Source organism: Nitrosomonas sp. Nm58 (assembly GCF_900107335.1).
In the GTDB taxonomy this organism is placed as follows: domain Bacteria; phylum Pseudomonadota; class Gammaproteobacteria; order Burkholderiales; family Nitrosomonadaceae; genus Nitrosomonas.
Genome location: NZ_FNPQ01000053.1, coordinates 1 through 12,975 on the forward strand (window position 1 = coordinate 1; position 12,975 = coordinate 12,975).

The 12,975-nt window shown below is 41.1% G+C and carries 12 protein-coding genes, 1 tRNA gene and 1 pseudogene; all 14 read left to right on the top strand.

Going from position 1 to position 12,975, the window contains the following annotated elements; all coding sequences use genetic code 11:
• Positions 1–97 (top strand): annotated as a pseudogene (locus BLW34_RS15780) (cytochrome C554); the annotation flags it as partial.
• Entirely contained in the window at positions 97–780 is a 684-nt protein-coding gene (locus tag BLW34_RS13340) for a NapC/NirT family cytochrome c (RefSeq protein WP_090543926.1), read from the top strand. The pseudogene BLW34_RS15780 and the gene BLW34_RS13340, both read left to right, overlap by 1 nt.
• A 351-nt stretch (positions 781–1,131) precedes the next feature.
• The gene (locus BLW34_RS15785) at positions 1,132–1,449 is read left to right on the top strand and encodes a hypothetical protein (protein WP_143037934.1); all 318 of its coding nucleotides are present in this window, start codon (positions 1,132–1,134) and stop codon (positions 1,447–1,449) included.
• Positions 1,450–1,847: 398 nt separating this feature from the next.
• Positions 1,848–3,758 (top strand): threonine--tRNA ligase, encoded by a 1,911-nt coding sequence (thrS, locus tag BLW34_RS13345; RefSeq protein ID WP_090580563.1) that lies wholly within the window; start codon positions 1,848–1,850, stop codon positions 3,756–3,758.
• Between the two features lie 21 nt (positions 3,759–3,779).
• Positions 3,780–4,325 carry a translation initiation factor IF-3 gene (gene infC, locus BLW34_RS13350; protein ID WP_090580566.1) on the top strand — a complete coding sequence of 182 codons (546 nt, stop codon included), beginning with the start codon at positions 3,780–3,782 and terminating at the stop codon, positions 4,323–4,325.
• 187 nt (positions 4,326–4,512) lie between these two features.
• A complete protein-coding gene (gene rpmI, locus BLW34_RS13355; RefSeq protein ID WP_090543931.1) occupies positions 4,513–4,710 on the top strand; it encodes a 50S ribosomal protein L35 in 198 nt (65 codons plus the stop codon).
• A gap of 11 nt (positions 4,711–4,721) precedes the next feature.
• On the top strand, positions 4,722–5,081 hold the full coding sequence (gene rplT, locus BLW34_RS13360) for a 50S ribosomal protein L20 (protein ID WP_090543933.1): 360 nt from the start codon (positions 4,722–4,724) through the stop codon (positions 5,079–5,081).
• Between the two features lie 87 nt (positions 5,082–5,168).
• Positions 5,169–6,188 carry a phenylalanine--tRNA ligase subunit alpha gene (gene pheS, locus BLW34_RS13365; RefSeq protein WP_090580570.1) on the top strand — a complete coding sequence of 340 codons (1,020 nt, stop codon included), beginning with the start codon at positions 5,169–5,171 and terminating at the stop codon, positions 6,186–6,188.
• 44 nt (positions 6,189–6,232) lie between these two features.
• Positions 6,233–8,611: a phenylalanine--tRNA ligase subunit beta gene (gene pheT, locus BLW34_RS13370; protein ID WP_090580573.1), complete on the top strand. Its 2,379-nt coding sequence runs from the start codon at positions 6,233–6,235 to the stop codon at positions 8,609–8,611.
• Between the two features lie 294 nt (positions 8,612–8,905).
• A complete protein-coding gene (locus tag BLW34_RS13375; RefSeq protein WP_090543938.1) occupies positions 8,906–9,214 on the top strand; it encodes an integration host factor subunit alpha in 309 nt (102 codons plus the stop codon).
• 506 nt (positions 9,215–9,720) lie between these two features.
• Positions 9,721–9,797: transfer RNA gene (locus tag BLW34_RS13380), tRNA-Pro, on the top strand.
• 180 nt (positions 9,798–9,977) lie between these two features.
• Positions 9,978–10,727 carry a 5'/3'-nucleotidase SurE gene (surE, locus tag BLW34_RS13385; protein ID WP_090543940.1) on the top strand — a complete coding sequence of 250 codons (750 nt, stop codon included), beginning with the start codon at positions 9,978–9,980 and terminating at the stop codon, positions 10,725–10,727.
• 41 nt (positions 10,728–10,768) lie between these two features.
• Positions 10,769–11,431 carry a protein-L-isoaspartate(D-aspartate) O-methyltransferase gene (locus tag BLW34_RS13390; RefSeq protein ID WP_090580576.1) on the top strand — a complete coding sequence of 221 codons (663 nt, stop codon included), beginning with the start codon at positions 10,769–10,771 and terminating at the stop codon, positions 11,429–11,431.
• A 22-nt stretch (positions 11,432–11,453) separates the two neighbouring features.
• A complete protein-coding gene (locus BLW34_RS13395) occupies positions 11,454–12,533 on the top strand; it encodes a peptidoglycan DD-metalloendopeptidase family protein (protein WP_256203804.1) in 1,080 nt (359 codons plus the stop codon).
• Positions 12,534–12,975: the final 442 nt, after the last annotated feature.

Here is a 12,975-nt window from a genome sequence, read left to right on the forward strand (position 1 = left end):
TGGCACTTTTGCGGGCGAGCCTAAATTTAAGTTTCATGATGAATTCCAGGCTAGTGCTAAAGTAGCTAAAAAAGACGATAAAAAAGGAAAAGAGTGATGACTGCGCTACAAAAAGGATCAATTGGCAGTTTGTTGATTGGGTCATTACTGGGAGTAGTATTGCTAGCAGTAGTATTCGGAGGGGAAGCCGCGCTTTCCACTGAAGGATTCTGTACTAGCTGTCACTCGATGACTTACCCACAAGAAGAATTGAAAAAATCCTCGCACTATGGAGCATTAGGCGTTAATCCTGGATGTAAGGATTGCCATATTCCGCAAGGTATTGAGAATTTCCACTTGGCAGTCGCCACGCATGTTGTGGATGGTGCGAGAGAACTTTACCTGGAACTGGTTAATGATTATTCTACGCTGGAGAAATTCAATGAGCGTAGGCTGATCATGGCGCATGATGCGCGTCTGAATCTCAAGAAATGGGACAGCATCACTTGCAGAACATGTCATAAAGATCCCCAGCCGCCGGGAGAAAGTGCTCAAACTGAGCACAAGAAAATGCAAACTGAAGGTGCGACTTGCATAGATTGTCATCAGAATCTGGTGCATGAGGAAGTGCCGATGACTGATTTGAATGCGAGTCTAGCCGCTGGCAAGATGGTGTTGAAGCCAGAGGAGGGCGAGGATGAAGATGGTGAGGAGGAAGACGCTGAAGATGATGAAAATGGTGAAGAAAGTAAAGCGGAAAACTCTGACGAAGAAGACTCCACTGATGAAGACGTCGATTAATTTAGCTTGAACTCGGAGAGATTGAAGATTTAAACCTTTTTGTTTCGAGCGAAACCCGCGCAGATATAATTTGGCGCGGGTTTCTTTATCTGGACCTGAAAAACAGGATGAATGGTTTAGGTAATTTGTAAGAATTTCTAGCGTTGTTGACAGTGTTCAGGAGAATACTGTAAATGAGCATTCATAAACGTAGCCGATTAACCTTGTTGGATTATCGAAAGAAGACTTGGTAGTTTTAGTAAACGCTGCGTTGGAAGATTACCCATCTGTGGAACGGCGCCGGCTCAGCCGAGAAGCGTGATTTATTTATCAGATCCTTAAACGGGTGCGTCTACGAGAAGTTAGCTTAGTGTGACAGTGCGAATAAACACTTCCGTCCGCTGTGTTGCGCTCAAAAAAGGCTTGTTAAGGTGGAGAAGGCCGTCCAGGAGCGCAGGGCATGTCAGCAATAACAAATCCGATCCTGGTGAGCTGGCTCATTTTAACCCCAAACGCTTGCTGCTGCGTAAAGGACTATCACCATTCCAACCTAGGGTATACCTGCTTGTGACCACTGATGACTTCTCCCGAGAATTGGGTGCTGCTATTCTGACCGACAAAACTCAGGGCAGCGTTGCTCGCTTCCTCGCGGCGACAGTTATTTGCCTAGCTATGATTTACTTAAGCTAAGGTAGTGGTAAGGAGTACACAGGCACCGGCCATCACACATTTATTAAGGCTAGAAATTGATCCGCGTTAATAGGCCGGCCCTAAATCAATAGCAACGCTGAGCGTATTATTCGTACCTTCCTCAAATTGCTAACAACTGCAAGAATACGTACCATCAGCATGTTGAGCTGATGCACTCCATTAACTTGTATAATGCTGCTTAACCTCGCAACGATTTGAATAACGCTACCTCTTATGAAATACTTTTACCTTGTTTATACATCAGGCTGTAAATAACCTGATTAATTCTTACAAGTAATTTTTTGCTATGTTTCTGACTGCTCATTATCTTTTACTCTGTGCAGAGTAAAAATAAATTACTTAAATATTTATATTTACTTAACTAGAAGGAAAAATCAGTGACTGTTATACGCTTACCAGATGGTTCGAAAAGGATATTTGATCATCCAGTGACTGTTTTGGAAGTTGCAGAATCGATTGGTGCTGGTCTTGCGCGCTCAGCATTAGCAGGAAAAGTTAATGGTAAAACTGTTGATTTATCTAATCGTATCGAAACAGATAGTGATCTCATGCTTCTTACGGAGAAAGATGCTGAAGGTCTAGAGATCATTCGGCATTCGAGTGCGCATTTATTAGCGCATGCTGTTAAGGAATTGTTTCCAGAGGTACAAGTAACCATCGGTCCTGTTATAGAAGATGGCTTTTATTATGATTTCTCATATAAACGCCCATTTACACCAGAAGATCTTGCTGCAATAGAAAAAAGAATGATGGATATTAGCAGGCGGGATTTGAAGGTTGAGCGAAGTGAGTGGGATCGCTCCGCTGCTATAAATTTTTTCAAGAATCAAGGAGAGCATTACAAAGCTCAATTAATTGAGGCGATACCTGAGGGTGAGGCTATTTCGCTTTATTCGCAGGGTGATTTTACTGATTTGTGTCGTGGTCCGCATGTGCCATCTACATCCAAGCTCAAGGTTTTTAAGTTGATGAAAGTAGCAGGTGCATATTGGAGAGGTGATTCTCATAATGAGATGCTGCAAAGGATATATGGAACAGCTTGGGCAAGAAAGGAAGATCAGGAAGCATATTTGCGGCGCTTAGAGGAGGCTGAAAAGCGTGATCATCGGAAGCTAGGTAAACAATTAGATTTGTTTCATATGCAAGAAGAGGCGCCAGGTATGATCTTTTGGCATCCCAAGGGTTGGACTCTCTGGCAGCAGATCGAGCAGTATATGCGCCAAATATTAAACCAGGGTGGTTACTTGGAAATTCGTACCCCCCAGGTCATTGATAAAATATTATGGGAACATTCTGGTCACTGGGAAAATTTCCGTGAGAATATGTTTGTTACAGAATCTGAAGAGCGATATTTTGCCATCAAACCTATGAATTGCCCAGGTCATGTACAGGTATTCAATCAGAGGCTTAGAAGTTATCGGGATTTGCCCCTTCGTCTTGCCGAATTTGGATCGTGTCACCGAAATGAAGCATCAGGTGCTTTACACGGTCTCATGCGCGTACGAGCCTTTACTCAGGATGATGCGCATATTTTTTGTGCAGAGGAGTATGTGCAAGATGAAGTTATACAATTTATTGATTTGTTACAACGTGTTTATAAAGATTTTGGCTTCCATGAAGTTTTAGTTAAACTTTCTACCCGTCCCCAAAAGAGGGTGGGAACAGAAGAGCAGTGGGATAAGGCAGAGTTGGCACTACGTTCAGCATTAAATCAGAAACAGCTTGATTGGGAGCTGCAGCCAGGGGAAGGTGCTTTTTATGGTCCTAAAATTGAGTTTTCGTTAAAAGATAGTATTGGGCGTGTGTGGCAATGTGGCACGCTGCAGTTAGATTTTTCGATGCCAGATAGGTTAGGTGCGGTTTATGTTTCTGAAGATAATCTAAGAAAAACACCAGTCATGCTACATCGTGCTATTTTAGGTTCACTGGAACGATTTATCGGTATTCTTATTGAGAATCATGCGGGCATACTTCCTCTATGGCTTTCTCCTGTTCAGGTAGTAGTCCTGAATATTTCTAAGAACCACATAGATTATGCTCAAGGTGTGGTGAATGAACTTAAGTTTCATGGTATTCGTGCAGATTCGGACTTGAGAAATGAGAAAATAAACTATAAAATCCGTGAGCATAGTTTACAGAAACTACCTTATCAGATAATTGTAGGAGATGCTGAAGTAAAGGATAATATAGTTTCTGTACGCAGTAGATCAAATATTGATCTTGGTCAAATGCCTTTGCAGATGTTGATTGATCGTCTAAAAGTAGAAATTTTAGAAAAGGTAAGTTGATTTTTTATATACTTCGGAGGAATCGCCATAAGCCAGGAAAAAAATGTGCGTATAAATGAGGAAATTAGTGCACCAGAAGTACGGTTAATCGGTATAGATGGGGAGCAAATCGGTGTCGTTTCGCTTGCTGCTGCTAATGCTCTTGCTGAAGAAATCAGTGTGGATCTAGTTGAGATTGCGCCAGGAGCTCAGCCGCCAGTGTGTCGCTTGATGGATTATGGGAAGTACTGCTATCAAGAAAGTAAAAAGAAGCACGATGCAAAGCTTAAGCAGAAGCAGATCCAAATCAAAGAAATTAAATTTCGACCAAATACTGATGAGGGTGATTACAACATCAAATTGCGTAATTTGATTAGCTTTCTGGACGAGGGTGACAAGGTAAAGGTTACCCTGCGATTTAGAGGGCGTGAGATGGCACACCAAGAGTTTGGTGTTCGTCTTTTGGAACGAGTAAGAGATGACCTTCAATTACATGCAATAGTAGAGCAATTTCCCAGGCTAGAGGGTAGGCAAATGGTGATGGTATTGTCACCTAAAAAGAAAGAAGTAAAAAAAAGTAAATCGTAAGAATTAAAGCAAGAGGATAAGATTTCTACAGCTATAATAACTTCGTGAGTATGCTAATCACTCTTATTACGTGAATAGATAGAGTATATTAATTTTAGAATTTATAAAAATAAGTGGTTCTGGGTTTAAAAGCTTTCAAACTAAATAGAAACACCTCGAACCATATTAATAAAATAGGAGTTAAGTCATGCCTAAAATGAAGACAAAAAAAAGTGCCGCTAAGCGCTTTAAAGTGAGGGCTAGTGGTAATATTAAACGATCCCAAGCATTTAAGCGGCATATTCTAACCAAGAAAACTACCAAAAACAAAAGGCAGTTGCGTGGAACTGCTAGTGTTCATTCGAGTGATATAGCATCGGTGCGTGCTATGTTACCTTACGCATAAGGAGGTTTGTAATGCCAAGAGTAAAGCGTGGTGTAACAGCTCATGCGCGCCATAAAAAAATACTTAAACTGGCCAAGGGATATCGCGGCCGTCGTAATAATGTATATCGCGTAGCGAAAGAAGCTGTAATGAAAGCAGGCCAGTATGCGTACCGCGATCGCCGTCAACGGAAACGTCAATTTCGTGTTTTATGGATTGCTCGTATTAATGCAGCTGCACGAGAGTTTGGATTGTCATACAGCAATTTTATGAATGGTATAAAAAAAGCTGGTATTGAATTGGATAGAAAGGTGCTGGCCGATCTTGCTGTATTTGATAAAGCTGCCTTCGAGAAGATAGTAGAAAGGGCTAGAACAAGCCTGGCGCTATAATTTAGTTGATAATAATAAGTGAAGGGAGATCAAGGATAAGAAAACTTGATCTCCCTTTTTCTTGCATGATTTAACGTATTGCTTTTTATGAAGAACCTAGAAAATCTAGTAAGTGAAGCGGTTATTCTTTTGGATAAGGTAGAGAATGCAACTGAACTTGAGCAAATCAAGGCTCGCTATCTGGGTAAAGAAGGGGAGTTGACTAAATTACTTAGAGGATTAGGTGCGCTACCACAGACTGATCGTCCAGCTATGGGTAATCTGATCAATCAGGCTAAAAAATCGTTGGAAGAAGCGCTTGATCGACGCCAGAAAATTATTGAAGAACAGAAAATGATAGCGCAGCTGGAAGGAGAGACATTAGATGTGACGTTACCAGGACGGGGATCGGGTGCGGGCGGTCTACACCCAATATCGCGAGTGTTGGCGCGCATTGAATCGCTATTTCGCTCGATTGGTTTTACTGTTGCTTCAGGTCCAGAAATTGAGACTGATTTTTATAATTTTACTGCGCTTAATATTCCTGAAGATCATCCAGCTCGTGCAATGCACGACACTTTTTATGTGGATAGTATGAATTTGTTGCGTACTCATACATCCCCAGTTCAAATCCGTTATATGAAAGATCATCGACCACCCCTAAAAGTAATTGCGCCAGGGCGCGTATATCGCTGTGACTCTGATGTAACGCATACACCTATGTTTCATCAAGTGGAGGGATTGTGGGTGGATGATAATGTTAATTTCTCGGCTTTGAAAGGTGTATTGATAGACTTTATGCAGAAATTTTTTGAGCGTGAGGATCTGCCAATACGCTTCCGACCTTCGTTTTTTCCATTTACAGAACCTTCTGCAGAAATGGATATCGGTTGTGTCATGTGTGATGGAAAGGGCTGTCGAGTATGTGGTAATACAGGATGGCTGGAGGTGCTGGGTTGTGGCATGGTGCACCCGAATGTTTTGAGGCATGGCGGTATAGATAATGAGAAATATACCGCCTTGGCCTTTGGCCTGGGAGTAGAACGGTTGGCGATGCTACGATATGAGGTAAATGATTTACGGCTATTTTTTGAAAATGATTTACGTTTCTTAGAGCAATTTAATTAAATAAATTTTTTCGTTCGTACATATCTTATTTGTAGATTATTGCCATGAGATTTTCTGAGAATTGGCTTCGCACACTTGTAAATCCATCCTGTTCGAGTAATGAGCTGGCGCAAGCTCTAACGATGGCGGGTCTAGAGGTGGAGAGTGTGGAGGCCGTGGCGCCATCTTTTGATAAGGTGGTCGTAGCCGAAGTGGTATCTATGCAAAAACACCCGAATGCAGACCGACTGAATGTATGTCAGGTAGATGTAGGGATGGCTGGCAGTAAACTGCTTCAAGTTGTTTGTGGTGCGCCAAATGTTGATGTTGGAGTAAAAGTACCTTGTGCTTTGGTTGACGCTCATTTACCTGACTTTGTTATCAAGCAAAGTAAATTGCGTGGTGTGGAGTCGTTTGGTATGTTGTGTTCTGCAAAGGAATTAGGGCTGAGTGAAAATGCGGATGGATTACTTTTGCTGCCTGAGAATGCGCCAAATGGTATGAATTTTAGGGACTTTTATGCGCTTGATGATCGGGTTTTCATACTTAAACTTACACCTAATCGTGCAGATTGCCTCGGTGTATTCGGTGTGGCCCGAGAGGTGGCAGCAATTACTGCTACAGATTTTGTTTTACCGGAAATTGAGTCAGCTAAGAGCGAAATCACCGATACTATAACAGTATGCGTAGATAAACCTGAGATGTGCCCACTTTATTGTGGAAGAGTGGTGCGCGAAGTATCGCTTGATGTCTCCACGCCTCTGTGGATGGTTCATCGTTTGGAGCGAGGCGGAATACGCGCAATTAATGTGGTGGTAGATATCCTCAATTACGTGATGCTCGAAATGGGTCAGCCAATGCACGCGTTTGATTTGGCAAGGATTGGGAGTGAGTATTCAGGAAAAATTTATGTGCGTTATGCAAAAACAGGTGAGTATTTGGAATTGCTAAATGGAGAAAACCTTGAATTACAGTCGGATATGCTGGTAATTTCTGATGAGACTGAACCTTTAGCATTGGCTGGAATCATGGGGGGAATTCGAAGCAGTGTACAGCTAGAAACAACAGATGTATTTTTGGAAAGCGCGTTTTTTTCTCCAGAAGTAATAAGCGGCAAAACATTTCGCTTGGGATTCAGCTCAGATTCTGCGCATCGCTTTGAGCGAGGAGTTAATTTTGCTGCGACACGAGATGCTTTAGAGCGAGCGACTAATTTAATTCTAAGTATATGTGGTGGTAAAGCTGGCCCAATTACTGAGGTTAAGAATATATTACCAAAACGTAATGTTGTTAAAGTTCGTCTGGAGCGTATAAAACGATTACTGGGAATTGGTATGGAAAGCAGGCAAATTTCAGAAATTTTTACACGCTTGAGATTCAATTTTTTTATTGATGATGAGGTATTTCATGTTACACCTCCACCTTATCGTTTTGATCTAGCGATAGAAGAAGATTTTATTGAAGAAGTGGCGCGCATTTATGGGTATGATCATATTCCTGCAAGTTTGCCTCGCCCAATAATGTCCATGCTTCCCGAGTCTGAAGTAATTAATCTCTCTCCAGCCCGATTAAAACATATTCTGATAAGTCGGGACTATCGGGAGGTAATCAACTATGCGTTTGTAGATGCTAATTGGGAATTAGATTTTGTGAATAATCTTTCGCCAGTGGTATTGAAAAACCCTATTGCTAGTCAAATGAGTGTGATGCGTAGTAGTCTGATTGGCGGGTTAGTTGCTAACTTGCAATTTAATCTTAATCATAAGCAGAATAGAGTTCGAATATTTGAAATCGGGTGTTGTTTTACCAATAATGAAGGTAATTATCAGCAAACCGAGAATATTGCAGGTCTTTGTTATGGTGATGTGGTGCCAGAGCAATGGGGGCAAGTTGCTAGAAATATTGATTTTTTTGATGTCAAGATGGATGTGGAGTCTCTATTCTGGCCGGAGCAGGTGAGATTTGAGAAATTCTCTCATCCAACCTTACATCCAGGAAAATCAGCGCAAATTTATAAAAATGATAAAGTTGTGGGGTGGTTAGGGGAAATGCATCCTCGCCTGCAGAGAAAGTATGATTTGCCCAAGCCTGCGATATTATTTGAGTTGCATATTGATTCTTTATCTGTAAGAGCATTGCCGAAAGTTAAAAAACTTTCCAAGTTCCCTCCAGTACGGCGTGATATCGCTATTGTAGTAGCTAATCATATAAGCGCTCAGATGTTGCTAGAAAGTATGAATGCTGAGAAAGCAGCTATCATTTCTGAAATTCATCTTTTTGATATTTATAGTGGGAAAGGAATGGAATCTGGCAAGAAGAGTCTTGCCTTTCGTATTTTATTACAAGATAGTGAAAAAACCTTAGTTGATAAGGAAGTGGATGAAGCAATTGCAAAATTAATCAGCATATTAGAATCCAAATATAATGCTAAGCTACGGGGATAATTTTACACCGAGCAAGAATATGATATGTATATTCTATCGACTTGGTTGCTGAGGAACATTCTTAGTATTTTCCCTGTATGGGTTTTTTTATTGATATCAATATTAATGTCCATCTCTCTTAAGTTTTAAGAGTTTCATTAATCTATCTTTGATAAGAGAATTTTAAGCAGTGAAGTACATGAGTCACATAGATAATATATTTTTATTTTTTTCTTAATAAATTTTGTCTATGAGTATTATGGAATCTTGTATTTTGTTTACGAGCTAAGATTTGTTCATATAGGTGGGGTAAACATGGCGTTAACAAAAGCGGAATTGGCCGATCTGTTGTTTGAGAATGTAGGGCTTAATAAGCGTGAAGCAAAAGGAGTAGTGGAATCCTTTTATGAGGAATTGCGTGTGGCCCTTCAAAAAGGGGAAGGAGTCAAGCTTTCTGGCTTTGGTAATTTTCAATTACGTACCAAGCCCCAGCGCCCTGGACGCAATCCCAAAACAGGTGAAGAAATTCCCATCTCAGCGCGTCGTGTAGTTACTTTTCATGCTAGCCAGAAACTTAAATCAATGGTGGAGAAGAACTATCAGGGAAAGCATGAGGCCAAATAGTATCTTCCTTTCCATACTAGCAAAACGATATGCCCCAATTGGGAAGTAATTCTAATTCTCGATAGAAACGTAAATATATTTAATACGTAACTGTCTGTATTTAAGAAGCTATACTAATATAATTGTTCCTTTTTCTATTGAGAATTGGAATAAGTGAAATATATGGGATCAAGCCCCCTATTTTGCAGTAGTAGGATCAGGAATTTACGTAGTTGAAAGGAGTCAATTAAGCGACAGGGAAATCAGCACTATGATCCAGAAGGTATTACTTATTCGATGTATACGTGAATTACTTCATGAATAGGGGTTTAGTATAAATGGTGTGCGTAATCATTTGTAATTTGAGTCTGCGTCAATTTTTGCTAGATCTACTAAAACTTCATATTCAAAGATAGGTATGTATATTTTTAGAATGAAATCGAGAGAGCGGTATCGGGATTCCTTTCTTGACTTGTTTTGTGAACGATACTAATGTTGGAGCGTGTATTTGTTATAATTGAAGTTGTCGGGGCGTAGCGCAGCCTGGTAGCGTACTTGCATGGGGTGCAAGTGGTCGGAGGTTCAAATCCTCTCGCCCCGACCAATTAGTTTTACAGTAGTATATAATGAGTTTATTACTTAAATAGATAATGTAGTGTATTCTCATAGAATTAGGTTTTAATTTAATTAGCTAGCAAATTTGAATCTTTTATAAAAAATGATTGGTAATTAGATTCAAATATAATATTTTGACTTCTCATTAATTTCCAGAAAATTAATTCAAATGCGCATATTGCTCAGTAATGACGATGGGTATTTTGCGCCAGGTCTTGCGTGTCTCGCCAAAACCCTTTCCAGTATAGCTGATATAATTGTAGTAGCCCCGGAACGTGATCGCAGCGGTGCGAGTAACTCTCTAACACTTGATCGTCCGCTTAGTTTGCACAAGTCACATAATGGCTTTTATTATGTTAATGGCACCCCGACAGATTGTGTTCATCTGGCAGTGACCGGTATGCTGGATAATTTGCCGGATATGATTATCTCTGGTATTAATGATGGCGCTAATATGGGAGATGACACAATTTATTCTGGTACTGTTGCAGCTGCTACCGAAGGATTTCTCCTGGGTATACCCTCAATTGCTGTATCTCTCGTGAGTGCTTCTGATGGTAATTTCTCAACTGCAGCGCATGTTATATTGAATTTAGTGAAGCGATTCATAGAGAAAAAATTTCACGTGCCTATTCTGCTGAATGTCAATGTGCCTGATATCCCCCAGGAGCAGTTGCAAGGAATGGAAGTAACGCGCCTAGGACGTCGCCACAAGGCTGAATCAGTAATTAAGTCGCTCAGCCCACGAGGGCAGACTGTTTATTGGATAGGTGCCGCAGGTGCTGCGCAAGATGCTGGAGAGGGAACAGATTTTTTCTCAGTTCAAAATAACCGTGTATCAGTGACTCCATTGCAAATAGATCTCACTCGATATGATCAAACAGGATATCTAAAAGATTGGTTGGAGTTATCATGCTGACTCTGTGTTTTGGAGAAAAATATGACGGGAGATATTGATTTGTGAGCGTGCGCCATTCAGGTATTGGCATGACATCACAGCGAACGCGGATGCGAATGGTTGAGCGTTTGCGTGAACAAGGCATCATGGATGAAAGAGTGCTGGCTGTAATGAACACTGTCCCTCGGCATCTTTTTATTGAAGAGGCGCTAGCATCCAGAGCTTATGATGACGTGGCATTGCCAATTAATTTTGGCCAAACAATTTCAAGTCCTTGGACTGTAGCAAGAATGACCGAGCTTCTTCGTGCGAATTTAAGTCTAGGTAAGGTACTTGAAATAGGTACCGGCTGCGGATACCAGACTGCAGTGTTAGCTCAGCTTGCACAAGAAGTATATTCAATTGAACGTATCGGACCGTTGCTTACGCGTACACGTATACGTTTGCGTGAGCTGAGAATTAGCAATGCTTACTTGAAACATGCGGATGGATTGCTTGGTCTTCCTGAGGCGGGACCATTTGACGGCATCATAATGACAGCTGTTACGACTCAAGTACCGGAATCACTTCTTGAGCAACTGATGATAAGAGGTAGAATAGTTTATCCAAAAGGAAGTCGAAGGCAGAATCTGTGTGTGATAGAGCATACCCCTCAGGGGTTTATTGAGACTATACTGGATGAGGTGAAATTTGTTCCAATTTTATCTGGTGTTATAAGCAAATAAGCGGTGCAGGAGGAAAATAGAGATGCTGGAAATTATGATTAGGAAAGCCGGTTTAGAAATTTATGGAGTTATCATTATGGCTATCTTAATAGTAAGATCGAAGCTGTTTTCTATTTTATCTGGCTTATTACTTTTTCTTCCTTGCATTTTAATAATTGGTTGTATTGCGCCATATCCAGCTCCAGTCGTTGAGTCTCAGAGGAAGTTAAATCAAGCAATAGATAAAGCAGCAAGTAAGCAAATCTATGTTGTTCAAAGAGGGGATACACTTTATGGAGTTGCGCTCAAACATAGCATTGATTATAGGGAATTGGCGCAGTGGAATGGGATAGTAGATCCAAATGCACTTAGGATTGGTCAAGAAATTGATTTGTCCGTCCCTTCTAGGCAGAAACCGTCTTCTCAGCAGGAACAGGTAATGCCTGAGCAGTCCACCGTAGCACAGCCGACTCTGTTTCCAATTCCTCAGCCAATCTTACCTTCCGAAGCTAAAGAGTTGCCACCATCAATTCCTCCATCTAAAGTGGAAGGCTCTGCTAATTTATTAGTAACAGAGCCCAAAAGTGTTAAATTACCATATTCTGAATCGGCAGCAGCTCAATTACGGAATTCAACTAATATACCCACTAATACATCAGTCAATGCAGAAACTGTGGTGATGGCTCCAGTCACTCAAAAAACCATTGAAAATGAAAGTATTCCTAAAAATGTTCCCCAGAAATCAGAAAGCAAAAATAATAAAAATATCAAGTGGAGCTGGCCAGCAAACGGGCAGATACTGAGCAGATACACTGAAAAATCTAAGGGCGTAAGTATTTCTGGTAAATCTGGTCAGTCAGTACTAGCATCCGCGGACGGAACAGTAGTTTATAGCGGTAGTGGATTACGCGGTTATGGCAAATTAATTATTGTTAAGCATAACGATATTTACCTGAGTGCTTATGGACACAATAGCAGGATTCTGGTTCGTGAAGGCGAAATTGTAACGAGGGGTCAGAAAATAGCAGAAATGGGAGGGGGGGATAGTGATGCTGTGAAGCTTCATTTTGAAATTAGAGAGCGAGGGAAACCGGTTGATCCTCTTAAATTCTTATCTAATTGATTGAGCTCTCTACTGAGAGCTTCTGTAAAATTCATTTCACTGGTGACTGGAACGGTGGTAACAGTCCATGAGCCTACGGGATTTATGATTGACGATCTGATAAGACGATGCAGAGTCAGCAAAAGCAAGCGCAAGAAAGAGAGCGCTAGCTATTAGCGCATGCGCTTGGCGTGCAAAGTATAGTATCCTTGGTCGCTCCAAGTAACTAGCAGTTCGTTTCAGCATTAGCATTACGGATTGACTTATAGTAGTCATGGTTCTTATACATCATGCAACTCTTGACGGAGGTGACCATGGCGGGGAAAACGAAACGTGCAGCGCTGGTGTTGATGGAGGATCAAAAGAAAATGCTGAAGGAGCTATCCAGATCAAGAACAGCACCGGCGCGCGAGATTGAACGCGCCAAGATACTGATCGACTATGCTGATGGTATCTCTATTAC

Bases quoted from the DNA above. Each gene is read 5' to 3' on its own strand.
- BLW34_RS13340 (WP_090543926.1), top strand. From the start codon at position 97: ATGACTGCGCTACAAAAAGGATCAATTGGCAGTTTGTTGATTGGGTCA.
- rpmI (WP_090543931.1), top strand. From the start codon at position 4,513: ATGCCTAAAATGAAGACAAAAAAAAGTGCCGCTAAGCGCTTTAAAGTG.
- rplT (WP_090543933.1), top strand. From the start codon at position 4,722: ATGCCAAGAGTAAAGCGTGGTGTAACAGCTCATGCGCGCCATAAAAAA.
- pheS (WP_090580570.1), top strand. From the start codon at position 5,169: ATGAAGAACCTAGAAAATCTAGTAAGTGAAGCGGTTATTCTTTTGGAT.
- pheT (WP_090580573.1), top strand. From the start codon at position 6,233: ATGAGATTTTCTGAGAATTGGCTTCGCACACTTGTAAATCCATCCTGT.
- BLW34_RS13375 (WP_090543938.1), top strand. From the start codon at position 8,906: ATGGCGTTAACAAAAGCGGAATTGGCCGATCTGTTGTTTGAGAATGTA.
- surE (WP_090543940.1), top strand. From the start codon at position 9,978: ATGCGCATATTGCTCAGTAATGACGATGGGTATTTTGCGCCAGGTCTT.
- BLW34_RS13395 (WP_256203804.1), top strand. From the start codon at position 11,454: ATGCTGGAAATTATGATTAGGAAAGCCGGTTTAGAAATTTATGGAGTT.